Annotated in this window: 32 protein-coding genes; 27 read left to right on the forward strand and 5 right to left on the reverse strand. The window is 42.9% G+C overall.

The window, feature by feature from the left end:
- The first annotated feature begins 5 nt into the window (after positions 1-5).
- From AC3B4V_RS03405 to AC3B4V_RS03430, 6 genes are all read left to right on the forward strand, one after another.
- Entirely contained in the window at positions 6-638 is a 633-nt protein-coding gene (locus AC3B4V_RS03405) for a hypothetical protein (protein ID WP_488377763.1), read from the forward strand.
- A 22-nt stretch (positions 639-660) separates the two neighbouring features.
- The gene (locus tag AC3B4V_RS03410) at positions 661-1,143 is read left to right on the forward strand and encodes a DUF2691 family protein (protein ID WP_488377764.1); all 483 of its coding nucleotides are present in this window, start codon (positions 661-663) and stop codon (positions 1,141-1,143) included.
- A gap of 88 nt (positions 1,144-1,231) precedes the next feature.
- Complete coding sequence (locus AC3B4V_RS03415; protein ID WP_488377765.1) at positions 1,232-1,618, forward strand: hypothetical protein; 387 nt, start codon at positions 1,232-1,234, stop codon at positions 1,616-1,618.
- Positions 1,619-1,638: 20 nt separating this feature from the next.
- Positions 1,639-2,643 carry a DUF2716 domain-containing protein gene (locus AC3B4V_RS03420; protein ID WP_488377766.1) on the forward strand — a complete coding sequence of 335 codons (1,005 nt, stop codon included), beginning with the start codon at positions 1,639-1,641 and terminating at the stop codon, positions 2,641-2,643.
- 5 nt (positions 2,644-2,648) lie between these two features.
- Positions 2,649-3,413: a hypothetical protein gene (locus AC3B4V_RS03425; protein WP_488377767.1), complete on the forward strand. Its 765-nt coding sequence runs from the start codon at positions 2,649-2,651 to the stop codon at positions 3,411-3,413.
- Between the two features lie 57 nt (positions 3,414-3,470).
- Positions 3,471-3,881 carry a hypothetical protein gene (locus AC3B4V_RS03430; protein WP_244290126.1) on the forward strand — a complete coding sequence of 137 codons (411 nt, stop codon included), beginning with the start codon at positions 3,471-3,473 and terminating at the stop codon, positions 3,879-3,881.
- A gap of 37 nt (positions 3,882-3,918) precedes the next feature.
- On the opposite strand, the gene AC3B4V_RS03435 is transcribed toward AC3B4V_RS03430, so the two are convergent.
- On the reverse strand, positions 3,919-4,422 hold the full coding sequence (locus tag AC3B4V_RS03435; RefSeq protein ID WP_488377768.1) for a DUF2199 domain-containing protein: 504 nt from the start codon (positions 4,420-4,422) through the stop codon (positions 3,919-3,921).
- A gap of 134 nt (positions 4,423-4,556) precedes the next feature.
- On the opposite strand from AC3B4V_RS03435, the gene AC3B4V_RS03440 reads away from it, so the two are divergent.
- The 5 genes from AC3B4V_RS03440 (at position 4,557) to AC3B4V_RS03460 (ending at position 7,351) form a co-directional block, all read left to right on the forward strand.
- Positions 4,557-5,174 carry a hypothetical protein gene (locus AC3B4V_RS03440; protein ID WP_215147844.1) on the forward strand — a complete coding sequence of 206 codons (618 nt, stop codon included), beginning with the start codon at positions 4,557-4,559 and terminating at the stop codon, positions 5,172-5,174.
- 27 nt (positions 5,175-5,201) lie between these two features.
- On the forward strand, positions 5,202-5,813 hold the full coding sequence (locus tag AC3B4V_RS03445; RefSeq protein ID WP_215147843.1) for a hypothetical protein: 612 nt from the start codon (positions 5,202-5,204) through the stop codon (positions 5,811-5,813).
- A 67-nt stretch (positions 5,814-5,880) separates the two neighbouring features.
- Positions 5,881-6,498 (forward strand): hypothetical protein, encoded by a 618-nt coding sequence (locus AC3B4V_RS03450; protein WP_488377769.1) that lies wholly within the window; start codon positions 5,881-5,883, stop codon positions 6,496-6,498.
- 32 nt (positions 6,499-6,530) lie between these two features.
- The gene (locus AC3B4V_RS03455; protein WP_488377770.1) at positions 6,531-6,926 is read left to right on the forward strand and encodes a hypothetical protein; all 396 of its coding nucleotides are present in this window, start codon (positions 6,531-6,533) and stop codon (positions 6,924-6,926) included.
- 44 nt (positions 6,927-6,970) lie between these two features.
- On the forward strand, positions 6,971-7,351 hold the full coding sequence (locus AC3B4V_RS03460; protein ID WP_488377771.1) for a DUF5412 family protein: 381 nt from the start codon (positions 6,971-6,973) through the stop codon (positions 7,349-7,351).
- Between the two features lie 92 nt (positions 7,352-7,443).
- Here the strand turns inward: AC3B4V_RS03460 and AC3B4V_RS03465 are convergent, their stop codons facing one another.
- The gene (locus AC3B4V_RS03465; protein WP_488377772.1) at positions 7,444-7,866 is read right to left on the reverse strand and encodes a hypothetical protein; all 423 of its coding nucleotides are present in this window, start codon (positions 7,864-7,866) and stop codon (positions 7,444-7,446) included.
- Positions 7,867-7,953: 87 nt separating this feature from the next.
- Here AC3B4V_RS03465 and AC3B4V_RS03470 point away from each other — a divergent pair, with 87 nt between their 5' ends.
- The 7 genes from AC3B4V_RS03470 (at position 7,954) to AC3B4V_RS03500 (ending at position 12,679) form a co-directional block, all read left to right on the forward strand.
- A complete protein-coding gene (locus AC3B4V_RS03470; protein ID WP_488377773.1) occupies positions 7,954-8,661 on the forward strand; it encodes a hypothetical protein in 708 nt (235 codons plus the stop codon).
- Positions 8,662-8,724: 63 nt separating this feature from the next.
- Complete coding sequence (locus tag AC3B4V_RS03475; RefSeq protein ID WP_488377774.1) at positions 8,725-9,423, forward strand: hypothetical protein; 699 nt, start codon at positions 8,725-8,727, stop codon at positions 9,421-9,423.
- Positions 9,404-10,147, forward strand: coding sequence for a hypothetical protein (locus tag AC3B4V_RS03480; RefSeq protein WP_488377775.1), 744 nt, complete (start codon positions 9,404-9,406; stop codon positions 10,145-10,147). Before AC3B4V_RS03475 ends, AC3B4V_RS03480 begins: the two co-directional genes overlap by 20 nt.
- A gap of 19 nt (positions 10,148-10,166) precedes the next feature.
- Complete coding sequence (locus AC3B4V_RS03485) at positions 10,167-10,856, forward strand: hypothetical protein (RefSeq protein WP_488377776.1); 690 nt, start codon at positions 10,167-10,169, stop codon at positions 10,854-10,856.
- Between the two features lie 67 nt (positions 10,857-10,923).
- Positions 10,924-11,493 (forward strand): suppressor of fused domain protein, encoded by a 570-nt coding sequence (locus AC3B4V_RS03490; protein ID WP_488377777.1) that lies wholly within the window; start codon positions 10,924-10,926, stop codon positions 11,491-11,493.
- 79 nt (positions 11,494-11,572) lie between these two features.
- The gene (locus AC3B4V_RS03495; RefSeq protein WP_488377778.1) at positions 11,573-11,890 is read left to right on the forward strand and encodes a hypothetical protein; all 318 of its coding nucleotides are present in this window, start codon (positions 11,573-11,575) and stop codon (positions 11,888-11,890) included.
- 105 nt (positions 11,891-11,995) lie between these two features.
- Positions 11,996-12,679, forward strand: a complete 684-nt coding sequence (locus AC3B4V_RS03500; protein ID WP_488377779.1) for a hypothetical protein — start codon at positions 11,996-11,998, stop codon at positions 12,677-12,679.
- A gap of 156 nt (positions 12,680-12,835) precedes the next feature.
- On the opposite strand, the gene AC3B4V_RS03505 is transcribed toward AC3B4V_RS03500, so the two are convergent.
- The 3 genes from AC3B4V_RS03505 to AC3B4V_RS03515 all read right to left on the reverse strand — a co-directional run bounded on the left by AC3B4V_RS03505 (position 12,836) and on the right by AC3B4V_RS03515 (position 14,989).
- The gene (locus AC3B4V_RS03505; protein ID WP_488377780.1) at positions 12,836-13,675 is read right to left on the reverse strand and encodes an aldo/keto reductase; all 840 of its coding nucleotides are present in this window, start codon (positions 13,673-13,675) and stop codon (positions 12,836-12,838) included.
- Positions 13,676-13,893: 218 nt separating this feature from the next.
- Entirely contained in the window at positions 13,894-14,223 is a 330-nt protein-coding gene (locus AC3B4V_RS03510) for a winged helix-turn-helix transcriptional regulator (protein ID WP_064300010.1), read from the reverse strand.
- A 214-nt stretch (positions 14,224-14,437) separates the two neighbouring features.
- A complete protein-coding gene (locus AC3B4V_RS03515) occupies positions 14,438-14,989 on the reverse strand; it encodes a hypothetical protein (protein ID WP_215084356.1) in 552 nt (183 codons plus the stop codon).
- 75 nt (positions 14,990-15,064) lie between these two features.
- Here AC3B4V_RS03515 and AC3B4V_RS03520 point away from each other — a divergent pair, with 75 nt between their 5' ends.
- The 9 genes from AC3B4V_RS03520 to AC3B4V_RS03560 all read left to right on the forward strand — a co-directional run bounded on the left by AC3B4V_RS03520 (position 15,065) and on the right by AC3B4V_RS03560 (position 23,732).
- Positions 15,065-15,397, forward strand: coding sequence for a hypothetical protein (locus AC3B4V_RS03520; RefSeq protein WP_023468073.1), 333 nt, complete (start codon positions 15,065-15,067; stop codon positions 15,395-15,397).
- Between the two features lie 278 nt (positions 15,398-15,675).
- The gene (locus AC3B4V_RS03525; protein WP_023468074.1) at positions 15,676-15,933 is read left to right on the forward strand and encodes a hypothetical protein; all 258 of its coding nucleotides are present in this window, start codon (positions 15,676-15,678) and stop codon (positions 15,931-15,933) included.
- A gap of 43 nt (positions 15,934-15,976) precedes the next feature.
- Positions 15,977-16,621, forward strand: a complete 645-nt coding sequence (locus AC3B4V_RS03530; RefSeq protein ID WP_215084354.1) for a hypothetical protein — start codon at positions 15,977-15,979, stop codon at positions 16,619-16,621.
- Positions 16,593-17,279 (forward strand): hypothetical protein, encoded by a 687-nt coding sequence (locus tag AC3B4V_RS03535; RefSeq protein WP_214804777.1) that lies wholly within the window; start codon positions 16,593-16,595, stop codon positions 17,277-17,279. The genes AC3B4V_RS03530 and AC3B4V_RS03535 overlap by 29 nt, the downstream gene beginning before the upstream one ends.
- 134 nt (positions 17,280-17,413) lie before the next feature.
- Positions 17,414-18,433 carry a LacI family DNA-binding transcriptional regulator gene (locus AC3B4V_RS03540; RefSeq protein WP_214804778.1) on the forward strand — a complete coding sequence of 340 codons (1,020 nt, stop codon included), beginning with the start codon at positions 17,414-17,416 and terminating at the stop codon, positions 18,431-18,433.
- A gap of 115 nt (positions 18,434-18,548) precedes the next feature.
- A complete protein-coding gene (locus AC3B4V_RS03545) occupies positions 18,549-20,762 on the forward strand; it encodes an alpha-galactosidase (RefSeq protein ID WP_488378221.1) in 2,214 nt (737 codons plus the stop codon).
- Entirely contained in the window at positions 20,755-22,002 is a 1,248-nt protein-coding gene (locus AC3B4V_RS03550) for an extracellular solute-binding protein (protein ID WP_069940528.1), read from the forward strand. Before AC3B4V_RS03545 ends, AC3B4V_RS03550 begins: the two co-directional genes overlap by 8 nt.
- A gap of 19 nt (positions 22,003-22,021) precedes the next feature.
- Positions 22,022-22,894 (forward strand): carbohydrate ABC transporter permease, encoded by an 873-nt coding sequence (locus AC3B4V_RS03555; protein WP_029341502.1) that lies wholly within the window; start codon positions 22,022-22,024, stop codon positions 22,892-22,894.
- Positions 22,895-22,904: 10 nt separating this feature from the next.
- Positions 22,905-23,732, forward strand: a complete 828-nt coding sequence (locus AC3B4V_RS03560; protein WP_058705285.1) for a carbohydrate ABC transporter permease — start codon at positions 22,905-22,907, stop codon at positions 23,730-23,732.
- The last annotated feature ends 124 nt before the right edge of the window (positions 23,733-23,856 follow it).

Below are 23,856 nucleotides of genomic sequence, written 5' to 3' on the forward strand. Positions count from 1 at the left end.
ACTTCATGAAAACGTATCTTGAAGAGCATAGCGATGCGACACGAGTCTACCCTTGGCTTACGGATGCGAGTTCATCAATTCGCTGTCTATGTGTGGTCGGTGAGATGCTTTTGTTTCCAGAAGATATCGTCCAGTTCAAACAAATCAGTAGTGAGATGTTCCGTGATGAGCTAGCGAAAAAGCATGCGCTAAGCACGTATCGCTTTTATGTAGTAGTGTGTGTCGGAAATAAGTTCCATTCCAAAAGAATCTTTGATTACTACAAGCTGTGGCGTCTACTTGAACGAGAAGAGACGCTCGATGGCTTCACCTCCCGAATGGAAGTACCGGTTCAAGTGGGCAAAGAACCGTACTACGTTGGGATTGCTGAATTTGGTATCGAACAGCTCACAACAGCTATCGAGATGGTTAGTGATTCTCCAGCTATGTATATCATTATTTGTGCGAATCATGATCGACCGCCACACTGTCAGGAGCTACTTGATCAGGTACTCGATATCGGCTTAACAGAAAGTGGGAATTTACCAGTCGTCGAGATGGTCACGACACTAACCGCACAAGGTTATGCCGTCTGCACGTGGGGAAGTTCGAGTGAAGAACAGGAACTACAGTGTTTTTATACGGCAGCCTTCTTATAACAATGTAGAAAGAAGGAATTCGATGAGTCTGCGTGGCGTATCGTTTGAAATTCTGAATGAACCGGGACGTGTCATGCTCGATATACTAAGTGCGATCGAGATGAAAGCGTATGACTGGTTTCTTCGTAACTTTGATTTTCCGATCCAAACCATGGACGGGGACTTGTATGACAGTTTAGAAGAGTTTTTAATCGATCAGAAAGCGACAGGACATGAATTAGCGAAATGGCTAAGGGGACCAAGCAATTACTTGATCTTTGCTGAATTGTTTGCATTTCAAAGTGGTCAGACTGAAGAAGTAGGAATGACGTATGAGTGGTTTCAGAAAAGCAATTGTCACATCGCGATTTTGGTGTATGACTGCACGTACGTCGATATCTATTGTAAGGAGCAGCACGTATCCGAAGCATTTTATGAGAACGCCGTGAGACGTGGATATACCGGAATCGAATGGGTGACAGATGATAATGATCCTCGGACTCGTTTGTCGGTATGGTCAGAATAAGACACTGTTTAGACGAACGGATGTAAACGATAAGCGTTTAAGGTGAGAGCTATGAACTACGAAGTTTTGATAAAAGGAGAGAAAAATCATGAATCAAGAGATGGAAGAGTTTGTTCAAGCGGTCCATCGGACGGTCGTTCAGGACGGTATGGCAGATTATAAGGACATCTATGAAGAAGAAGTCGATCCAAGTGTTAATGCCTATACTGCCTGTATCGCGTTTTACCAGCAGTCGAGCGAAGCGGATCAAAAACGGATGAGACAGATGATGGAACAGACGATCATCGATACGGTTTCGCATGTATTTGGCATCATCGATGGGAGTTCAGGACTAAATGGATCTGCGCTTGAAGCGAAACTGGCACTTGTCCGAGTCGACGAAGCAGGAGATCCGGTCGAGACCGTAGAGACAGATGGCGCATTGCAAGATACGTTTTTAGGATACATAGAAGATCATGACTTGAACGCATTGTGATGGAAGGAGCGAAACCACTCATGATCCAACTGACAAAACAAGGCGACTCCGGTACGCTTTACCAAACAATCTATACGGAGGGACGCCTCATCGTTCAACATCAAGGAATCGTTGGAGCGTGGGTGAGAGCGGAAGACGTAAGACAGATGCGTGTCTCGCGCTTCAAACGATTAGGTGTACAGATATTGCAGTTGGTCGAGAAGTTTGAACGTCAAGGCTATCGCGAGCTGAACGAGACAGATTACCGGGAATTAATCGTCCAGTTTTCTTATGAAAAGGATCAGGAAGAAACAGCGCTCGAGCGACGTTACATGATGGAAGAAGTAATCAATGATGGTTTGCTTCATACGGGGAACGGCTACTGTGAAGGGGGAGATATCGGTAGCGGTACGACGAATATCTTTTACCATGTCCTTGATGTCGAGGCAGCCATTGCACTAATTTTTGAAGAGACGAAAGCACGCGATGTACAAGACGAACCAAAAATTGCAGTACAAGAAGGAGCAGCGTACACCGTTCTATATCCTCAAGGAGCGACGTTCGATTTGATTGGTGAAAGTAAACCATGGAGCTGGATTCCGATGACGCAAGCGGAGGACGAGAAGATATGGCACGTCATTGATCAACAATTTCAATTCGCACCCAGTACGACAGTTTTCCCCTCATACCATGCCCCAAGTCCGTTCATTACATACGAAGTGGATTATGAGAAACGTGAAAAAATCGAGCAAACGTTAAAGCGTATTCTGACCGAGCTGACCGTTGAAGGGGAACGCGTCATGGCACTCGATTGGAATCATCAAGGATACTGGATCGACCCAAGGCGCCCGTTTCTTCGAAATGAAGAAGGAGACTGGATGGTTCCAGCAGTTCCAGATGGCGATTACTCCTTTTTCATCGCCCGTGATTTTCGCTGGGGGTACCTCGGTCACCCGTGGGAGGGTAGCATCACAATGTTTGGAGAAGATCTAATTACTGCGTTCCAAAGAACAAAGATTTTTTCGAATGAAATCCGAAGAGGGTGAGTAAGATGAAAATGACCTTTCAACGAAACGACTGGATTGATGTGTTCCGAGAACTGCTACCACACGACGATTGGAAAGAACTCGTCCGTCTTCAAGTGAATCAGCATTCGTATCCGGTTGAAGTAAAGTTACTGGACCGACCACTCAAGCAGAATCCACACATCGACGATTTTTCGGATTGGACGGTCCGATTTTACATGATCATGACCGACGATTCGCAGCTTAAAAGGTTTCTCGAACATCTTGTCATCGAACAGCAGGAAATGGCGACTGAAGCAGAAGTGACGCTTATCATCCAAAAACAAGGACAAGGAATCGTCCGGGTCACGAACGATTGTGTCTCGATGTATGGAGTCGCATATGAAGAGCTCGATGACGCAGGGACAGAATATGAGAACTTTTTTGATGCGGTCTTACCGCATGTCACGTTTCCGGTCGAGGTCGTTTTTTGTGGTCGGGATGTTTTAGAAAATGATGATTCGATTCACGTGATGACGTTGCGCGATTCCAATTGGCAAGCGGTATTTGAAGAACATGTATTGCATTTGCTGAATCGAAAGGAAGTGACGTCAGGATTATTTTCGAAAGATGCAGGACCCGCACGGCAAACGCTTGAGGACTTCATGTCTGAATTCTCGTTATTGATGCCCTATAACTTCATCGTGACCCGCGATGCAACAAATCGATTTGGCATGCTCGATCACTTTTGTACGAATGGAAAGATCGCGCATTTTGGGAAAATGGACGATCGAAAGACGTTTTTCAACTAACGATGGAAACATCATACATAAGGAGGAAGCACAATGAGCTTAGCATCATATATTTGTATGGAGAGACAAATTCCTGAACAGTATCTCAATTTAGATGAAAAAGATGAAACTGTTCCTTTATATATCGGTCCCTGTTTTGCGGATGAAGACTGTCTGTATGAAGTAAAAACGAAGCATTTTCATAAATGGTATGTATATGAAATTTCGAGTCACTGGGGCATCGAGATCGTTGAACCTTTTGATTCCGAAATTGCACTGGAATCGAAAGAAAAGCTGCGTTATTTGTTTACGCTCATGAACGAGTTCTTAGACGAGGGTGAATCGTTTGAATTGTATACCTGTTGGATTGGGGAAGAATCCGATCCGCAAGTGAAAAGTATGAAGTTATCATTGGCACTTGATCAGTTAGAAGACATCGAGATTCCTGAAAGAACGCATATTTTGATCACGAAACAGAGTGAAAACTAAAAAGCCGCTGCTCCACAGCGGCTTCAGTTTATTTGGTTCACTCTTGTGCATAGACGATGTCTGCGATGGCATGGACCTGAGCAAGCGTCATTTCGGAATAGAATTCGATCGACAAAGGATGATCCGTCGGCTCGAGTTCAAAGAAAGGAAGTTGACCGGTTCCTTCATCATGGACCATCACTTTTAAGTTGACGGTATCCGGGTAAGCGGGTAGATCGCTTGAAAACCAGCCGAACATCGCCTCCTCAATCCGAGAACGTTTTTTCTCGATGAAGCGAGCGAAGTTATCAGGACTCAGGCTCACCCATGCAATCCACCAGAAGGGTTCGTCTTGTCCAGCAATCGGGAGTTCAAGAATGCCCTTCACGAAATAATGCGGACCGTCCAGTTCTAAGACACACCACGTATCATGCATCTCGCTTTTCGTTTCTTGCTCTTTCTCAGACATTTGTTCGTAGTAGACCGGTCCGAGTGTTTCATATTCAGTCGGGAGTTCGTCGTGGCGTTCGCCACAGATGGCGCAAGGCAGAAGTTTTTTCATTGGAATCACCTCTAAGTTGGATTATGTATGTCTCGTTGTCGAACGCTAGGAGAGAGCATACTTATAGTGTAACATCCGTTGATAGAGAATCCTGATGAAGACCGTGACAATCCAGAGAAAGTGAGGAGATTAACGTGCAGATTTACATTGAAGAACATCAAAATCATGCGAAGACGATTAAAGAATATCATCTGACACTAAAGGGACAAGACCGAATCGAATCCATTTTTTCATTCGAATATTATAATGATGACTCAAAGGAAGATGAAGTCATTTCGGACGAAGAAGTGTTAACCCAATTATTCACACGGTTGAATCGTTTTCCAATCTATCTCTCCTTTGGATTCCATGAACTGACGGATTTAGAAAAAGAAGATTTGCTGTCTACGCTTAAGCACAAACAATTATCGTATACAGAGATCCTAATCACTAAGCGTGAAAGATATATGACCGTCGAAGTGAATTGCCCAGAAGACTTATTTCAGGTACTCACGCAGTCAATTACAATGGCTAACTACAATGGCTACTATTTGATTGCTTTCACTGATTTATTGAAGTTTGAAACGAGGAGAGTAAGACGGTGGTTGATCAAAAAAGAGAGAGTAGTATCAGTAATCGATATGACGAAACCAACGACATTTTTTAAAATCGGGTTTGATTTCGAGAATATTCTGATCTTCTCGAATGAAACAGATTTCGATGCATTAGAAAAAATAGAAGCACTGTTTCCAGAGGATGAAATCGAGCGGTAATGGAGAGATTATGAGGGGAGAGGGAACGTGTTGGATGTCTATTTTGAGAAGCATATGGATCATGCACAAGTGTTCAAAGACAGATACTTGTACGTTGATCGACCAGAACGTATCGACTTCATCTATTCGATGGGTTGTCTACCGGATGACACTGAAAGCGACTATCAAGGCGATTCAAATCGAGTCTTGAAACAATTTTTGACGCGTCTCAATCGGTTCCCGATTTTCGTCACGTTCGGTGGAGGATTTACGGATGAGGAGGTCGAGCCGTTTTTTCAAAAGCATAATCTATCGTATAAAAAGGTTCGACCAAACAAGAACCTATACTATAGCGTTCAAGTGCATGACGCGACCGAACTTGAGTTGTTGCTAGATGAGACCTATTGGTATGGGGCTGTGAACGAAGACTTCTTTATATCGTTTACGAATCTCCTGACGTTTGAGCGGAGAATGGTCAAAGGATGGTTTTTCAAAAAAGAACGTATCGTTCCCGTCATTCATGTGACGAAAGAGATGTCGTTCATCACGATGGAACATGATTTCATGGGCTATTATCTGTTTTCGAATGAACCCTGTTTTAATACCGAGGACAAGGTGAAAGCCATCTTTCCAGACGACGGTACCATTGAATTCTATTGATGAAACCAGCAACTCGATTTAGTTGGATGATGTAGATGGATCAAGCAGAATACGTGGAGGGATTTTCATGTTATACATCGATCTCGAAGAACATACGAATCATGCAAAAGTGATCAAAGACCGCTATCTCGATATTGATCCACCGGGTGCTATTAAGTCGATTTATTCGATGGGATGTCTTCCGAATGACGAGAAACGAGACTATCAACATGACTCCAATGAAGTACTGAAGCATTTTTTGACGCGTCTGAATCGCTTTCCAATATTCGTCACGTTCGGTGGTGGTTTTACCAATGAAGAAGTGGAACCGTTTTTTCAGAAGGAAAATCTGTTCTACACAAAGATTCAACCAGATAAGAGCAGTCTTTTTTATAGCGTTCAAGTGAACGATGCGAGCGAACTTGAGCGTCTGCTGGACGAAACGTATTGGTATGCGGCAGTAAACGATTTTTATTTCCTATCGTTTACGAATCTCCTGACGTTTGAACGGAAAATAGTCAAAGGGTGGTTTTTCAAAAAAGAACGTATCGCTCCCGTCATTCGTGCGACGGAAGAGATGTCGTTCATCACAATGGAGCATGATTTCATGGGCTATTATCTGTTTTCAAATGAAGCCTGTTTTGATACTGAAGAGAAGGTAAAATCGTTTCTTCCTAAAGGAGATGGCATTGACTATTATGAATGACATCCGGACGGGTGATATAAGGGAGGACGATCATGTTTGGGATTAGTACGAGTTTAAAAGAAGTGCCAGAAAACGAAAAAGAGATTCTACCATTTCCGAGTCACGTCCAACGTTTTTTAAGAGAAGAATTCGCAAGTACCTCCAATCGCTGTGACCTCTTGATTGATCTCGATCCTTACGGCGATAAGTTGTTCTTAGCAAGAGAAGTGAACGAGTTGATTGGAATTTGCGAGCTGCTTATTCAACGCTATTGCACACCTAAGGAAGCGTGGATGATGAATCAAGCGAATCATTATGCGAATGAGCCGTGGATGATGCATCAGTCAGATAAACGAATCATGGAACTACATCAATTTTTAGAATTATTGAAGCAGATGTGCATCGCGTCCGTCTATCAGAATACGTTGGTTTGTTTTTGGGGCGACTGATTGATTGAATGTTGAAGAATATATAAAAATTGGAGTTTTGAAAAGTGAGAAAAAAGCTGAAGATAATGGGAATCATAGCAGGTGTAAGTCTTTCGATATATGTCGTGTGGACGATCTACCGACTATTTTTCTTGGTTGATATCAATGTTGTACCAAAAGAAGAGTATATCTCAAAAAGTAGCTCGCCCGATCAGGCGCACACGATTCGCTTTTACCGCGCGAATGGTGGCGCGACGGTGGATTATGCGATGCTCGGCATTATGGAGAACAAGGACGGAGAAAAGCGCAGAATGTACTGGGAGTATCCTTGTCGCGAAATAAAAGAAGTGAAGTGGACGAAGGATACGGTGACGATCAATGGCACTAAGATCAAGATATGGAGTCAAGTGTATGACTTCAGAGAGGGCATATACGAAGCAGACTAAGAGGAACATGAGGATGATGATATGCATTCAGCAAATTTTGGCGTACAACCACGTGACGTAGTTGTTAGAAACCAAGCATGCAAGGATGAAGATTAACGATTGCTTGGTTTCTTCAACAAATAGCGAGGTGGTGGACCGAAAGATTGCTCCGCTTCGAAATACGCTAGTTCGCCTGGAATACAAGAAATGATCGAGGCGAATCCAAAGCCGATGGCGTGTTCGAGTGCTTCACGGAGAGGTAACGTTTTCCCGCTAATCAGCTCGTTTTCTGATAGACAATAGCACGTATCCGGTGCACCATATTGTTTCAACAAATCATACGTATCGTCTGGCCATGAATTAGGTGGTTTGATTTCAATCAAATAATCATTCTTCAGCATGCTTAAATACCGGTGATCTAACCGCTGAAGCGCCATATCTCGTTTTTTTGGCGTGAACAATTCATGTAGAACGCGCTCTTGAACGCGATTGACAAAAAATGATTGGACGAGCACTCTTTCTTGTTCTTTATCCATGTTTTCATTTCCTTTCTACTCAATTTAGCGAATCAAATCCATTACATACACTCATTGAATTCATTTTACATAAAAAGGAGCCAATTTATGAGCTACCTATCTGCGGGATATTATCTTATTCTGCTAACTCCTCGAAAAGAATACATGGACAAGGCTGTTGTTCCTGAGTCCGTTCTATCCGTAAGTGAATGCATCTGTACACACTATCCTGACATCAGTATCTTATGGGGAAACGTGGAAGTAAAGAAAGACCGTTATATGGAACAACTCGGTCTCTCACTTACCACCTTTCAGTTACTCGAACAATGGATAGAAGAACAGCGGAAGACAGGAGATATGTTGTTTCCTCAAGTGTTCTCTAACTTAAATGTTGCGCAAACGTTCGTAGATCGTTTTTTGAATCAACTTCCTGACATACGCATCATCAGCCTCGGTTTGCCTGAGCAGTATAAAGTGGATTTTCTTGAAGATATAGCGGCTTTTAGTAGTAAAAATCCTGAGCCTTATGGAGTAGAAAAAATGGTATCACAACATCTCAGACCTGACATGGAAGGTTCCAAAAAAATCGGGTACGAAGTGCTAGGATTTGATTCGGGATCATTTCATTCGTATTTGTGTAATGGACTGGAACGCGATTTCAGTCACCATTTTAACTTCTCACTTAACATCCATGGTTTAATCCATACGTTCGAAGAAGCGGATCGTTACTCAGATTATTGTAATGAATTAGGCGAGGCGACAGAAGCAGTCTTATGGCTGCCGTGGGCGATTTTTGAATATGAACGGAGCAATTAAAAGTAAAGATGCTGCTAATCAAGTAACAATGTTTAGAGTAATGAATCAGGAGGATAAAAAACGATGGAATCGACCGAACAATTAGAGCAGCATGTAAATCAATTAAGAAATACACTTTATGAATTCGAAAAGAAGATGGAACGCAAATTTTCGATTGAGGAATGGCGGTACCTTCTGGAGAACGGATTAAATAGTCTTTTGAGCACACGTGAAGACACACAGCAAATGATTTCAAAGCTCTCCATTCGAACGAAAAAAAGGCCTACTCGTTGGAAGCTATCATCAGGAGTTGTCTATGCCATTCCGTTACCTCGACTTGGAGGATACGGATATGCAGAGATGAGAATTTCGCAAGATGAGAATCATGAGACTGGAAAGATAGAGCCTATGGATTACATCCAATATTATAATCTCAAGACAGACTCGATTTTTTCACTCCAGGAGTTAGACCAAAAGAATCCTGAGACTTGTATCATCATAGATACGGGGTATTACGGGATTACAGAAGGAGAATGGATCGTACTTGGAAAACGGCATCGGGAAGAAACGTTTGAGACGCCATTACTATTTGGTAGTGTACCTAGTTTAAATTCTGATGGGGAAAACTACTATGTTACTCGAGGTATCAATGGAGAAAGAATGTTTGTGGAAGAAGAAAAGGCACGAGAGGTGATAAATCCTTCTGCAACCTGTGGTGATTTATCTGCTGTATACAAATATGAAGAACGATTAAAAATAATGAATGATTTTAAGAATTCATAATAAGTTAACGGGATACAAAACATTGAAAAATAAAGAGCAATTAGAATTGTATGTAAATCAATTGAGAAGTACACTTCAAGAATTCGAAAAGAGAGAGGGTCACGAATTTTTGATTGAGGAATGGCGGTACCTGCTGGAGCATGCATTGGATAGCCTTTTGAGTACACGAGAAGATGAGGAAAAGGATATTTCTACCCTTTCCATTCGAACCCAAAAAAAGCCTGTACGTTGGAACCTATCATCAGGAATTGTCTATGCGATTCCGTTACCCCGACTAGGAGGATACGGATATGCAGAAATGAGAGTCTCAAAAGATAAAAACTTTGAGAGTGGAGAAATAAATTCTATGAAATACGTTCAATACTACAACCTTAGAACAGAAACGATTCTTTCCCTTTACGAGTTAGATCAAAAAAAGCCTGAGACTTGTATCATCATGGATACAGGACAACAGGGAATAAGAGAAGGGGAATGGAAAACGATCGGAAAAAGGCATCGGGAAGAAACGTTTGAGACGCCATTACTATTTGGTAGTATACCTAGCTTAGATTCTGATGAAGAATACTACTACATTACTCGAGGTATTTACGGAGAAAGAGTGTTTGTGGAAGAGGAAAAGGCACGAGCGGTAATCAATCCCTCAGGAACGTGGGGTGATCGAGCAGCTGTATACGAATTCGAAGATCAATTGAAAGAGTTGAATGACTTTAGAAACACATTATAAGATGATGAGGAACAACCCATTGGAGAATAAAGAGCAATTAGAACTGTATGTAAATCAATTGAGAAATACACTTCAAGAATTCGAAAAGAAGATGGATCACGAATTTTCTGTTGAAGAGTGGTGTTACCTGCTCGAACATGGACTAAATAGCTTATTGAGTACACGGAAAGATGAACAACAAGTGATTTCAAGCGTCTCGATTCGTATGAAAAAGAAACCTTTGCGATGGAATTTATCATCAGGAGTTGTCTATGCGATTCCTTTACCTCGACTTGGAGGGTATGGATATGCAGAAATGAGAATCTCTAAAGATGAGAACCATGAGACTGGAAAACTAGAGTCTATGGATTACATCCAATACTATAATCTTAGAACAGAAAGAATTCTTTCACTTCATGAGTTAGATAAAAAAAATCCTGAACCTTGTATAGTCATTAGAACGGGTTACTATGGTATAAAAAATCGGGAATGGATTGTACTTGGAAGACGCCATCGAGAAGAAGGAACATTTTCAACTCCGTTGTTATTTGACACTTTAGAATCGAATGATGAAGAGTATTTCATCACGAAAGGCTTATGGGGAGAGAAAATTTTTGTGGATGAAAAAGAGGCTAAAGCAGTCGTAAATCCATATGGTTCAAGTGGGGATATAGCTGCTGTTTACAAATACGAAGAACGATTAAAAGAAATCAATAACAATTTGAAATGACTATTTATGTTGGAATCACAGATTGGTTTAGAAGTATTAAAACGATACTCAAACGGAGGTTGATTTAATGAATTATCTTGATCATTTAGAACAGCATTGCGGAGAATTCACGGAAGCATTTCCAATCGAGGAACTTGAACAAAAGAACGTCCAAATCTTGAAATTCAAAGATGCACCATTTAAGGAAACCTATACGATTGCATCCCTTGGATTACTTTTTCATCCACTCCAAACGGAAGATGATTCACTGATGCATCAAGAAATAATGATATCAGCGGAACAACCAGACGTTCAGGACGAGATCATTTATTTATTCTGGCAATTGGCTGAGTACGCTATGAGAACAGGACATGCATTTAATGCAGCAGAGTATTATCCACTCCCTGAAGGAATATTTGAAAAGTATCAGTTCTCCTCTGTTTATGTTACAAGTCCTGTGTACTTTGATGAATCCTTCTTCCTATTTGAAACAGATTCTAATGTTGGGAATGAGCCAGATACCGTATTGCCAGTCTGGTTCGTACCGATTTTTGAATCTGAGGAGAAATATATTGAAAAGTATGGAGCAGATCGATTCGAAGATCTTTTGTTCGAGACAGATGAGTTAGTAGATTTTAACCGTAAACCACTCGTGTAGATGGTTATTGATAGCTATTTGAAAGATAGAACATCGATCATACACGATCTGATAGAAAATCCTAGAGGTTTAGAGAATAATGGAGGATCAAATGAAGACGCCTCGTATACCTGACATCATATCGAAATTAGAATTGGTTTTAGAAAATAAACTTTCTAGAGAAGAAGTGTCTGATTGGGCTTATAAATGGATGATGGTTTTAGAAAATAAAGAAGGATGGGAGACTACAGATTACGATATTTTAGTTTTTCAAGGCTTAACTACAGTGTATGGCATGGACTTACTCAATAGCCCTACCGAATATCTGCACTGTGAGGAAGATATCCGTGATTGGGTGAAAGAACTCCAAAAAATCGAGAATAACGATCATCAGAAGGGTAGAAAGAAGTTTAACTAAAGTTTTGATATATCGCACAATGACAGTAAATCATCTAGTGGATGCTTGAACTCCTCAAGTGAATTAGAAGAATTTCCATAACTGTTTTAAAAACAGGAGGTATGAATGAATAAGAATCAAATCATGGATTCAGGATGGAATCGTCAAACCATATGGCAGGGCTGTATACTCGCTTCAATCGCTCATGCTATCTTTGTCGCAAACAACCCCGATTTTGCTTATGAGCATTCGTGGGATGGTGATCATTACAGTACGAATGATGGTCAAGGCTGTAGAGGAACAGTATCATTTGGACCGGATTTTTTTGTGGCGGCTTTTCGAAACGAAGAATTTTTTGAAGAGACTATAGAAGCGAATGACTTGCTAATCGAAGCTCCAGAAAAAGTACAAAAAATGGCTGTAGATGATACTTTTCAATATCTATTAGATGATATTAAAGGAGTCGTTCTCCCGATCGTCACTACTGTCTTGTGGGGAGGTGATCGTCAATCTTTTTCTAGTCATCAATACGAAGAAATGATGGATCGGGGATCAAATCTATTAGAAATACAGGCATCGGGTTACGAAGCTGGACTGGCATATTGGGAAGAGTACTACGAACTCACGGAACGACAGCTGTTGCTCCTAGAAACACTATATCACTTGAAAATAGAGAATCCATCTCAAGCTATTACCTTATCGCATGAGGACATTCAAGTATTAGATACGAGTGATATGGAAGGAATTGAGGAGAGTACAACTTCTTTTGATGAGATTGCTATTCATTGGCCTGGTGATGTATCTAACTAATCTATTCACTTACGTAATCTAGTTATGATTGCAAAGAAGCACACATCGTAAAAGAGATGTGTGCTTCTATTTTATAGACCCGAATAATAAACTTTCTCCGTCCGATTGATTTTTTCTACTACATCCTCGAACTTGAAATAAGACTATTAAGAGCAATCAGAAGTCAAACGTATCTGGATCCGGTCCACTCCGAAGATTTTCATTTAATTGGTTTAATCGTTCCATATCTTCTGGAAGGATTTCGAAATCAGTGATGCGCAGATTTTCTTGCATCCGTGAAGGCGTCATGGACTTAGGAATCGTGATGATGCCCTGCTGAATATCCCATCGTAGAATGATTTGAGCAGCTGATTTTTTGTATTGTGTAGCGAGCTCCTGAATGACCTCATTTTCTAGAAGTTCCGCATTCATGAGCGGTGACCAGGCTTCAATTTGAATCCCATGTTCACTGCAGAATTGACGCAACTCTGACTGAGTTAGCTTCGGATGGAGTTCGATTTGATTGACGACAGGTATGATGGATGCATGTTGCAGTAAGTCTTCGAGATGATGGATTTGAAAATTACTCACACCAATCGCGCGGAGCTTGTCCGTTTGAACCAACTCTTCAAGTGCTTTCCAAGGAGCTTGATACTTGGCTTTCCCTGGCCAATGGATCAAGTAGAGATCAAGGTACTCCAACTGCATTTTTTCTAAGGATTCTGCGTAAGCAGCAAGTGTTTCTTCATATGATCCATGTGCATTCCAGACTTTTGATGTCACGAATAGTTCTTCGCGTGTTACGAGTCCTTCTTCGATAGCTTTCGCAATGCCTCTGCCGACACTTTGTTCGTTACCATAGATGGCTGCAGTATCGATGCTGCGATAGCCTTCACGAATTGCAGTCACGACCGCTTGCTCGAGATCCGCACCGTCCTCGACACGAAATACGCCATATCCGACTTGTGGCATGTCCACGCCATTGTTTAACCGTACTGTAGAGATTTTCATATTCATCTAGCTCCTTTATCAAAATTACAGCAAAAAAATCATGCTGTCTGTGTGACATCATCATATCGGGAGCAATCAGAAATAAGAAGACGGCACTTTAAAGTTCCATAGTCACCAAAAAGTGACTTTTCCTAAATCACAGGGACGAGGGAAGTAAAAAAAAATCAAACAGCAAACAGCCCTGCATTCGAAAATGCAGGGCTGTTTAGGGAAGTACGGAAACATTAACAGCTATTCTTCAAGTGTTCATTTTGGAGATGCTGCTCTCCCCAGTCACATAAGACATCCATGGTCGATTTTAACGATCGTCCATAGTCCGTTAACTCATATTCGACCTTAGGTGGAGCTTGGTGATAGAGGACCCGTCGAATGACACCGTCCTGTTCTAATTCTCTTAATTGCTGGACCAGCATTTTTTGAGAGACATTCGGCATGAGACGTTTTAACTCACTCGTCCGGTACTTATCTTTAAACAAGTGGCACAAGATGACGACTTTCCATTTCCCGCCGATTACTTTTAAAGCAGCTTCGACAGGGATGCTAAATTTACTCAACACGATAACTCCTTCATCCATAAAATTAAAATACAAAGACTGATTCCTTCGTTAAAAGAATTACCAAAACGAAATATAGCATAAGTTGTACTTTATTCAAAAGAAGTGAACTCGTATGACTATATCAACTAGTACTGAGCATTACTCGTGTTGTAAAGCAGGACGTTAGCAAAATATCCAATGTAGTTTTTCTTAGACGTAGCTGTACGTGATTTTATTTTGTTGCCTCTGCTTCATACTTCTCTAAAAATTCATCAACAGAGACCTTCTCATTTACTTCACTCGTTGATTTACTCGAGGAAATGGTGGGAGATGATCCATTTAAATCATCTGGACTTGATTGGATTTCAAGCACTAATGTATCACCTAAACCCGTTTCAAGCCCACTTCCGAAGTTGAAAGTTCGTGTTACATAAGCTTCAGCATAATTTCGTTGATTTTCAGAGTACACTTTTACGTTAGAAATCTTATAACTAAATGAATGTAGCTGTTGTTTATCCACTTTTGTACTAGATAGAAAAATTAATACAGCCTCGTCGCGTGAAGATAATCTCGATTGATTGGTGTGTGCTAACGGCGTATTGTTTAAAAAATCCGCTTTTTGTTGCTCCAGGACGTTCGTGAAAAAAGTGTAGGCTTGCTCCTTTGAAATCGCGCTTTCAGATTTTTCCTGTGAAATATTAGAAGTCGCTATTGCGTTACTGATCAAAAAACCAGAAGATAGAAGTACACCTAAAGAGAGTGATAATAAAATAGTTTTCTTCAATATCAAAACCTCTTTCTGTTGTATAGATAATGTTACTATATAACAAAAAAAACCAAAAAGGAAAGGTTGAAAAAGATGGGTAAATCGAATTCTAAGAAAAAGAATAGAAAGAAAATAGTCCTGATCTGTTTCGGAACGCTAGCCATCATCGTACTACTCATGCCAATCCTATCACCGGTTCTGTTTACGGATGCTTCGCCGAGAGGTGCTTTAAGACATGAACTCTATAAAGAAGGATATTTCTATCAAAGTTACTTTGCAATCATTACGGAACAAGATCCACAAGCGGAGCGTTACCATATGTTTTGGTACCATTGGAAAAGTGAAACAGGCGGAACTCCTTTTGTCTGTTATTCGAAGAAGGTGAGTGAAGAAAAGTATGCGGTCTCTTGTGGTACAGGTCCATGACCCTATTTTTCGGAAAAAAATCTTAAATAAGAAAAGTAGATACATCATGCGAAATAGGAGTGCAGACTGGTGCGATGGAAGCGTACATAGTTCTGCACTCCTTTTGTGAAAAATCGAGATATGAGAGAAAAAATCATACGCCAAACATCATAAATGCAGACTAGACATAGGAAAAATTTCAATGAAACTTAATAAAGAAAAATATCGTAATTAATAGTTGTATAATAACTTCATGTAACAAACATATTCAAAGAATACATATGTCGGAGGAGACGTCGATGGTGGTACCGTTTCTTGGTCTTGGTGTCGGGATATTCTTGTTGACGTTAGGCATCTATTTTATCCGCTCAAAGCATGCGAAAAAGACACCGCTAGCGGGACACGGGGATAGCGTCGACACGGTGGATTCATTCGTACTCAGTATCATTTTGTCAATTGGCGTCATCTTATTTTGTTCGTTGACCGTCAGACATTATGGTTATGTCTGTGTCTTAGGTGGACTGTTCATACTATACGTAGTCAGCGCAGCATGGTGAGACCTATAAAAATGTAGAAGGTAAGATAAAAGGAGCACAAATCATGATTCAATTAGTAAAACAAATCGGCGATCGTGTTCATCACATCGTCTTTCACCAAGAGGGGCGCACTTTATTTTGCCGGGAAGGAGTTGCCCGAAAAGAGCAGGCAATCGATAGCGAGGATATGATGGAAACGAATGAAGAGTCCGCAACGAAGCGGATTGTTTTCAAAAATCCGTTCCTCGCGTATCGTCAGAAAAAAACGTGGGTTCGTGAAAAATTAGACAATGGATACATCCGGTCACCTTTTGCTCTGTCTGAAGCGATGGATTTTCGAGCCGACCGACGAATCATAAAGTTGCGTATTTTTAGCGCTTTATTGATCATGTTCAGTGGATTACTGACGCTGACAGGTAGCTTACCGATTCCAGGATATGTGACATTCGTTGTTCTGACTCTGTTCTGGCCGCGTGATTTCGAAGGAAAATCAGCACGTGCTCGCTTCTATTTTTGGTCTGGTGGACTCTTCTTATTCGCGTTAGCGGGCTCATCAAAAAACTATTTATCACCAATCAATCTCTCGATTAACGGAGCGGTCTGTCTCATCTCAGGATTCATTCTCCTGTTGTATGCGTCAGAGCAATTACAGGAACTTGCGACGAAAGGAATCACATATCATGACGAATCAACAAACGAAGGTGATTGAACTCAAGCGCGACAATGGTCAAGCGACCGACTACTGGGTCAGTTACCGGATGGGGCGCACGCTGTATCAGGTATCCGTGCAAGAACAAGCCGATGGTCAAACGGATGAAGGGGAGGTCGTCAAAGAACGTTTTCCGTTTTATTTCGGGATGAAGAAACGAATGCTTGAGTTAGCGGAAGCGAAAGAAGCCCTTGGTTTTCGACCGTTGACTGAAGCGGAGAAAGCAACGCCCGTCATCGAGGAAGAGGAAGCGCAGCTCGATCCTGCTTTCTTTAAGCCTGCGATCCGATACGCCTGGTTGATGCTCGGTCTCGGCATTCTGCTCTTCCTTCTTCCTTCGCCGATCCTGAACGGACTTGCGTTCGGACTCGGCTTATACGTCTGGTATGAGACATTCGGGCAGCCAGGAATGCCGCGCAGCTATCAACGGTATTTCCACGGGATGCTCGCGGGATTGACGATCTTACAGGTGCTATCAGCGTTAGAGTTCGAGCGCGTCGCGCAACCGTACTATGCGACGATTTCTGTGATTTCTGCGATCGTACTAGTGCTGCTCGTCGTTCAGCACCGCTTGAAAGAGACCGATCAAATCGGTCAGGAGGAAAGTATTCGGGTTAGGAAAATGAAAGACATCGATCTCGATCGTTTAGATGATTGAACACGATTAAAAAGAATCGTTGGATGAACGAAAGCAGGCAGAGATTCGCCTGCTTTTTTCTTTGTGTTGAAACAAGTCTATTTGTTTAGTAAAATGAGTTCACATTTTACTACTGTTCAGAGGAGTGAGGAAACATGGCAAGTATTCGAGAGGTGGCAAAATTAGCTGGTGTGTCGATTGCGACGGTTTCGCGTGTGTTGAATGCGGATGAAAAGTTATCAGTCAGTCCAGAAACCAGAGATAAGGTATTGCAAACGGCAAAACAACTGAACTATAGTCCGCGGCAAAAAAAATCGTATAACCAGCGGATTGCGACCGTCGGCTTAGTGACGACGGTCAACGAAATACAAGAAATCGATGATCCTTATTTCAGGGCAATTCGTCGCGGCATCGAAAGTGAAGCGGAACGCCAAAAAGTAAGTGTCAACAAAATTATTCGTCTATCTGAGAAAAAGACGGACCTCGAAGGATTGAATCATCTAGGTGCGATTTTAGTACTAGGTACCGTTGCGCCAGACATGCTAGAAGTCTTATATCAAAAAAATCCGAACATCATCGTGATTGACGATTCCCAAGCAGATGCACGGTTTGATGCCGTCTATTCTGATTTTAAAAGTGCGACGATTGCGAGTCTCGAGCACTTTTATGAGCTCGGTCATCGACAGATCGCGTTCATCGGTGGTCATCGTGTCATCATGAATCAGAACGGTGAGTCGTTCATGAGTGAAGAAGAGGATCGCTATCAGACGTACGTCTCTTGGATGAAACAAAAAGAATTGTCTGAGCATATACACGGTCTGCTTGGGGAATGGAAGACACTCGAAGGACTTCGTCTAGGGGAGCAGCTGGCTGAACATCAGGATGTCACCGCGGTACTCGTTGCCAGTGATCCGATGGCAGTCGGTGTGTACCGGGCATTCCAGCGAAACGGTCATCAGATACCGGAAGACATCTCCATCTCGAGCTTTGATGATATCGAAATCGCTGAATTTTTAACACCTTCCTTAACGACGGTGAAGGTTGAAACAGAAGAATTAGGAAAGTTCGCTATCAAAATGGCTTTGGAACGAATTCGTGGCGAACGTCATCTGCCCATCCGTCTCATGATTCCCGCGCAACTGATCAAACGAGAAAGTGTATCTCCTAAAAATTGAAAATAGTGTTGACAAAGTGTTTACTAAACTTTAAGTTATAGATATGTTTAGTAAACGCTTTTTTATTTTGCCTCAAAATGAAAGCGTCATCAATTGAGGGGGTTGGGTTTTGGAACTGATTCATGTTAACGAAACAGAAGGTATATTTCACTTAACAAATCGTCATTACAGCTATATCCTTCGGATCGAAGAAGGACAGGTCGTCGCCCAGGAGTATTTCGGTCAACCCATCAAAACGTATCATGGAGCACGAAAATACCCACGGATTGATCGATCGTTTTCACCTAACTTTCCGGATGCTACGGATCGATTGTTCTCGCTCGATACGCTACTGCAAGAGTATCCCGGTTATGGGACGGGGGATTATCGTTCACCAGCGCAACAGATCAAACACGAAGATGGGTCAGATGTAACAGACTTTCGCTATCGCTCATATGAGCGAATCAACGGAAAACCGAAGCTGGATGGTCTTCCCGCCACCTATATCGAAATGGAGGAAGAGGCGCAGACACTCGTTTTGATATTAGAAGATGCAAAGGAAGAACTCGAGTTGCGTCTAGCATATACCGTCTTTCGAGATCGACCGATCTTATCGCGATCCGTCCAGTTGCATAACGTCGGTACGAAAACACATGACATCCAAAAACTGATGAGTCTGTCACTGGATCTCCCGTCTCAAGAATTAGAATGTCTGACGTTGAATGGTACGTGGGGGCGTGAGCGGATGATGGAACGAGAGACGATTACACGAGGCATTAAAGTGTTTGACAGTAAACGTGGTTCGAGTAGCCACCAAATGAATCCGTTTCTTGCGATCGTCTCACCGGAGGCGACGGAGTACAGCGGGGAAGTCGTCGGGTTCAGCTTGGTCTATAGCGGGAGTCATCAAATGACGGTCGAGAAGGATCCGTATGGACAGACGCGGATTCAACTCGGGATCAATCCATTCGGTTTCCAGTGGCAACTGAATCCAGGCGAGTGTTTTCAAGCGCCCGAAGTCAACATCTCCTACAGCCAACACGGCATGATGCAGATGTCACAAGCCTTTCACGCACTGTATCGCGAGCGCTTGGCGCGAGGAAACTTCCGTGACGCTGATCGTCCGGTTCTGATCAATAACTGGGAAGCGACGTACTTTGATTTTGATGAAACGAAAATCAAGCAAATCATGGAGGAGAGCGCGGCTCTTGGCATCGAATTGTTCGTGCTGGATGACGGCTGGTTCGGACGACGAGATGACGATTATTCCTCACTCGGAGATTGGTTCGAATATCAAGAAAAGATACCGAACGGGCTGAAACATCTCGCGGATCATGCCCATGCTCAAAAGATGCAATTCGGATTATGGTTCGAGCCGGAAATGATTTCAAGAAACAGTCAACTTTTCAGAGATCATCCGGACTGGATGATACATATTCCAGGTCGTGGACGATCCAAAGGACGAGATCAGTACGTCCTGGATTTCAGTCGAAAAGAGGTGCGAGACAATATCATCGAACAGATGACAGCTGTACTTGACGAAGTCGAGATTGATTACATCAAATGGGACTTCAACCGGAACGTCACGGAAGTCTTTTCGACCGCGTTACCAAGCGAGTTGCAAGGCGAACTGTTGCATCGCTATGTACTCGGACTCTATGAAGTACTGGAGTTCTTGACTGCGCGTTATCCGCATATCCTGTTCGAGAGTTGTTCCGGCGGTGGCGGTCGTTTTGATCCCGGGATGTTGTATTACATGCCGCAAACATGGACGAGTGACAACACGGATGCCGTCGCGCGTCTGAAGATCCAGCACGGAACGAGCATGATCTATCCAATCTCGTCGATGGGCGCACACGTCTCTGCGGTCCCGAACCATCAAACGCATCGCAAGACGAGTCTTGAAATGCGAGGTCACGTTGCGATGGCGGGTGTATTCGGATATGAACTTGATGCGACACGGTTATCGGAACAGGAGAAGGCGATCGTCAAACAGCAAATCGCGTTTTACAAAACGCATCGGCGTACACTTCAATACGGAACGTTTTATCGGTTGGAGAGTGCGTTCACGAGCAATCATCCAGCTTGGATGTTCGTCTCACAGGAGCAAGATGAGATCATCGTCTGTGATGTCACCGTCTTGAGTGAAGCTGCGGCACCGATTCGGACACTGAAATTGAGCGGTCTCGATCCTCAAGCGATCTACGAACTAGAAGGAGCTCGTTACGGCGGAGATGAGCTCATGTACGTTGGGTTATATGTGCCACCAACCGTCAACGGAGATTTTGACAGCCGGTTATATGTCTTGAAAAAAATACAAGAGCATTCAGGAGGCAATCATGATGAATAAGTCGATGAAATTAGGAATGGCAGGCATTCTCTCGTCTTCGTTATTGTTTGGAGCAGGCTGTACGATGGGAGCGAATTCGGATCAGACCGAGATTGAGTTCTTTTCACAAAAAGTCGAGATGAAAGCAACGTTAGATCAAATCATCAAGGATTTCGAGAAGAAGAATCCCGACATCGATGTGAAGCTGACGAGCGTCAGCAATGCCGGTACCGTTTTAAAAACGCGGATTGCTGGTGGTGACGTCCCGGACATCGTTCATACCTATCCACAAAACGCGGATTTCAAAGGGTGGGCAGCAGACGGGAAGTTCGTTGATTTATCGAAGGAGTCGTTTTTAGGAAATCTCAAGGACGGTGCTGCCGAGTCGTATGCTGTTGATGGGAAAGTCTACTCGTTACCGCTGAACTCGAACGCTTGGGGCTTCTTCTACAATAAGACGAAATTCGATGAGCTCGGTCTACAGCCACCTAAAACGTGGGATGAGATGAAGGAAGTCGTCGCAAAAATCAAAGACGCGGGCGAGACACCATTTGCGAGCGCATTGACGACAGAGGACTCGTGGACAGTGAACGGATATCATCAACTTGCCTGGGCGACGGTCACAGGTGGATTCGAACAAACACAGGATGCACTCAAGAACAGCCCGAAAAATGGCATCAAAGTCGGAGATCCGAACTTTGAAGCAGTCGCGGACGAACTGAGTCTCGTCAGTGGAAATACGCAAAAGAATGCGAACGGTGCTTCGTATAGCGATGCGGTCGCTGTATTTGCGAATCAAGACGCGTTGATCTTCCCGAACGGCATCTGGGCACTTCCAGTCATTCGGGACCAACAGCCTGATTTCGAAGTCAGTATGTTCGCATACCCGGGAAAACAAGCGGGAGAAGAGATGACGGTCGGAGCAGCCGACTTGGCGTTATCCGTCTCAGCGTCAGGATCGAAAAAAGAGCAGGCAGCTTCGAAGAAGTTCTTGTCGTACTTAACGGAAGGGGACGTCATGCAGAAATACTATGATAAGGATGGCTCACCAACGTCCGTCAAAGCCGTGAAAGCAGACGGATCCTTCAAAGAAACAAAAGCCGTCTCGGATCTCGTCTTCTCGGATAAACAAATCATCTGGTTGCATTCCGAGTGGCCGTCGGAAGAAGAGTTTTGGCATTTGACGGTGGATTATATGAACAAAGGGGATAAGAAGAAGCTTTCGAATGATCTCAACACGTTCTTCAATGAAATGAAATAATCGAAAGGGAGTTGCCTCCATGAAAGAAAAAGGATTCGTCAACCGCTACTGGCCCTATCTCTTCATCATCGTGCCGCTCTTACTTCAAATCATATTTTTCTTCATTCCCTTGGTTCAAGGTGTCATCTTCAGCTTCACCGACTGGACAGGGCTGACTAGCTCCTATCACTTCATCGGAATTGATAATTATATCTCGATTTTATCAGACACACGTTTCCGGGATAGCATCGGCTTTACATTACTCTTTACGATTGGTCTCGTCGCTGGTCAAATCGTACTCGGCATCGCGATTGCTAAATTATTGAACCGTAAGATCAAAGGAGTCGGGCTGTTTCGGACAGCCTACTTCTTTCCTGCTGTCATCAGCACCGTCACGCTCGGCTTGATTTTTAAGCAGTTCTTCAACTACGGTCTCGTACCGCTCGGTGAATACTTACAGATTGAATGGCTGTCGCAAAGCTTGATCGCAAACGAAGGAACTGCCTTCTGGGGTCTACTCTTCGTTGCGCTTTGGCAAGGGGTCGCGATTCCTGTCGTCATCTTCTTAGCGAATCTCCAAAGCATTCCGAACGAGATTCGTGAAGCGGCGTCCATTGACGGAGCAAATGCATGGCAGACATTTAAAAAAATTGAACTACCTTTCCTATCGCCAGCGATCAGCATCGTCTTGATCCTTGCCATGAAGGCGGGTTTGACTGCGTTTGATTTAATCTACGCGTTAACGGGTGGAGGACCAAGTGGCTCGACGACATCCCTCGGACTACTCGTCTACAACTATGCGTTCAAAAATAACCAGTTCGGTTATGCCAGTGCGATTGCGATCGTACTGTTCATCATCATCGCGATCGTTTCGGTCATTCAAATCAATTCGTCCAAACGGTTCGAAGTTTAAGGAGGGCATCATGAAAAAAGATCGCATTCATATTCCGACCTATCTATTTTTATCCATCGGACTCGTATTGATTGCACTACCGATGTATCTGACGATTTTAAATTCCTTCAAAGAAACGCGTCAAATCACCGGCGGTTTCTTTGAGTGGCCAGATCCATTCACGTTCAATAACTTCCAGCGTTTATGGGAGGATGGTGTCGTCCAGTACTTCGCGAACTCGATGCTCATCACGACTTCGGCGATTGCGTTAATCATCCTGATTGTACCGATGGCTGCTTTTGCGTTGGCACGTACGATGGATCGGAGCCGTGTGTTTCAAGGCATCTACATCTTTTTAATCATCGGGATTTTCGTTCCGTTTCAAGTCATCATGATTCCGATCACTTCGATGATGTCAGGACTCGGTTTATCTAGTAAATTCGGCTTGATCCTGTTGTATTTGACGTACGCGGTGCCACAATCGCTATTCCTTTACGCAGGATATGTAAAAACCGTCATTCCGAAAGAACTCGATGAAGCGGCAGCGATTGACGGGAGCGGGAAGTTCAATACGTACTTCAAGATCATCTTCCCGATGATGAAACCGATGCACGCGACTGTGTTGATCTTGAATGCACTCTGGATTTGGAACGATTTCCTCTTACCGTTGCTTCTGCTGAATCGCGATGAGTCAACTTGGACCTTACCTTTGTTTCAATTCAACTACCAAGGGCAGTACTTTAGTGATTTTGGTCCTTCGTTCGCGTCGTATGTGGTCGGTATCGTATCGATCCTCGTCGTGTATCTCTTTTTCCAGCGCCATATCATTGATGGGATGGCAAACGGATCAATTAAATAAGGAACTAGGGAAGCATGTATTTGACGCGTAAGTCGAATACATGCTTTTTGTATGAGGAAATAAAAGGAAAACAGAATTGGAATGAAGAATAGATTACCGTGTTATAGAAGCGAAACAACAAAAC

The sequence above is a fragment of the Exiguobacterium sp. E17S genome (genome assembly GCF_057772545.1).

Bases quoted from the DNA above. Each gene is read 5' to 3' on its own strand.
- AC3B4V_RS03405 (WP_488377763.1), top strand. From the start codon at position 6: ATGAAAACGTATCTTGAAGAGCATAGCGATGCGACACGAGTCTACCCT.
- AC3B4V_RS03410 (WP_488377764.1), top strand. From the start codon at position 661: ATGAGTCTGCGTGGCGTATCGTTTGAAATTCTGAATGAACCGGGACGT.
- AC3B4V_RS03415 (WP_488377765.1), top strand. From the start codon at position 1,232: ATGAATCAAGAGATGGAAGAGTTTGTTCAAGCGGTCCATCGGACGGTC.
- AC3B4V_RS03420 (WP_488377766.1), top strand. From the start codon at position 1,639: ATGATCCAACTGACAAAACAAGGCGACTCCGGTACGCTTTACCAAACA.
- AC3B4V_RS03425 (WP_488377767.1), top strand. From the start codon at position 2,649: ATGAAAATGACCTTTCAACGAAACGACTGGATTGATGTGTTCCGAGAA.
- AC3B4V_RS03430 (WP_244290126.1), top strand. From the start codon at position 3,471: ATGGAGAGACAAATTCCTGAACAGTATCTCAATTTAGATGAAAAAGAT.
- AC3B4V_RS03435 (WP_488377768.1), bottom strand. From the start codon at position 4,422: ATGAAAAAACTTCTGCCTTGCGCCATCTGTGGCGAACGCCACGACGAA.
- AC3B4V_RS03450 (WP_488377769.1), top strand. From the start codon at position 5,881: ATGTTATACATCGATCTCGAAGAACATACGAATCATGCAAAAGTGATC.
- AC3B4V_RS03455 (WP_488377770.1), top strand. From the start codon at position 6,531: ATGTTTGGGATTAGTACGAGTTTAAAAGAAGTGCCAGAAAACGAAAAA.
- AC3B4V_RS03465 (WP_488377772.1), bottom strand. From the start codon at position 7,866: ATGGATAAAGAACAAGAAAGAGTGCTCGTCCAATCATTTTTTGTCAAT.
- AC3B4V_RS03470 (WP_488377773.1), top strand. From the start codon at position 7,954: ATGAGCTACCTATCTGCGGGATATTATCTTATTCTGCTAACTCCTCGA.
- AC3B4V_RS03475 (WP_488377774.1), top strand. From the start codon at position 8,725: ATGGAATCGACCGAACAATTAGAGCAGCATGTAAATCAATTAAGAAAT.
- AC3B4V_RS03480 (WP_488377775.1), top strand. From the start codon at position 9,404: ATGATTTTAAGAATTCATAATAAGTTAACGGGATACAAAACATTGAAA.
- AC3B4V_RS03490 (WP_488377777.1), top strand. From the start codon at position 10,924: ATGAATTATCTTGATCATTTAGAACAGCATTGCGGAGAATTCACGGAA.
- AC3B4V_RS03495 (WP_488377778.1), top strand. From the start codon at position 11,573: ATGGAGGATCAAATGAAGACGCCTCGTATACCTGACATCATATCGAAA.
- AC3B4V_RS03500 (WP_488377779.1), top strand. From the start codon at position 11,996: ATGAATAAGAATCAAATCATGGATTCAGGATGGAATCGTCAAACCATA.
- AC3B4V_RS03505 (WP_488377780.1), bottom strand. From the start codon at position 13,675: ATGAATATGAAAATCTCTACAGTACGGTTAAACAATGGCGTGGACATG.
- AC3B4V_RS03520 (WP_023468073.1), top strand. From the start codon at position 15,065: ATGGGTAAATCGAATTCTAAGAAAAAGAATAGAAAGAAAATAGTCCTG.
- AC3B4V_RS03525 (WP_023468074.1), top strand. From the start codon at position 15,676: ATGGTGGTACCGTTTCTTGGTCTTGGTGTCGGGATATTCTTGTTGACG.
- AC3B4V_RS03530 (WP_215084354.1), top strand. From the start codon at position 15,977: ATGATTCAATTAGTAAAACAAATCGGCGATCGTGTTCATCACATCGTC.
- AC3B4V_RS03535 (WP_214804777.1), top strand. From the start codon at position 16,593: ATGACGAATCAACAAACGAAGGTGATTGAACTCAAGCGCGACAATGGT.
- AC3B4V_RS03540 (WP_214804778.1), top strand. From the start codon at position 17,414: ATGGCAAGTATTCGAGAGGTGGCAAAATTAGCTGGTGTGTCGATTGCG.
- AC3B4V_RS03550 (WP_069940528.1), top strand. From the start codon at position 20,755: ATGAATAAGTCGATGAAATTAGGAATGGCAGGCATTCTCTCGTCTTCG.
- AC3B4V_RS03555 (WP_029341502.1), top strand. From the start codon at position 22,022: ATGAAAGAAAAAGGATTCGTCAACCGCTACTGGCCCTATCTCTTCATC.
- AC3B4V_RS03560 (WP_058705285.1), top strand. From the start codon at position 22,905: ATGAAAAAAGATCGCATTCATATTCCGACCTATCTATTTTTATCCATC.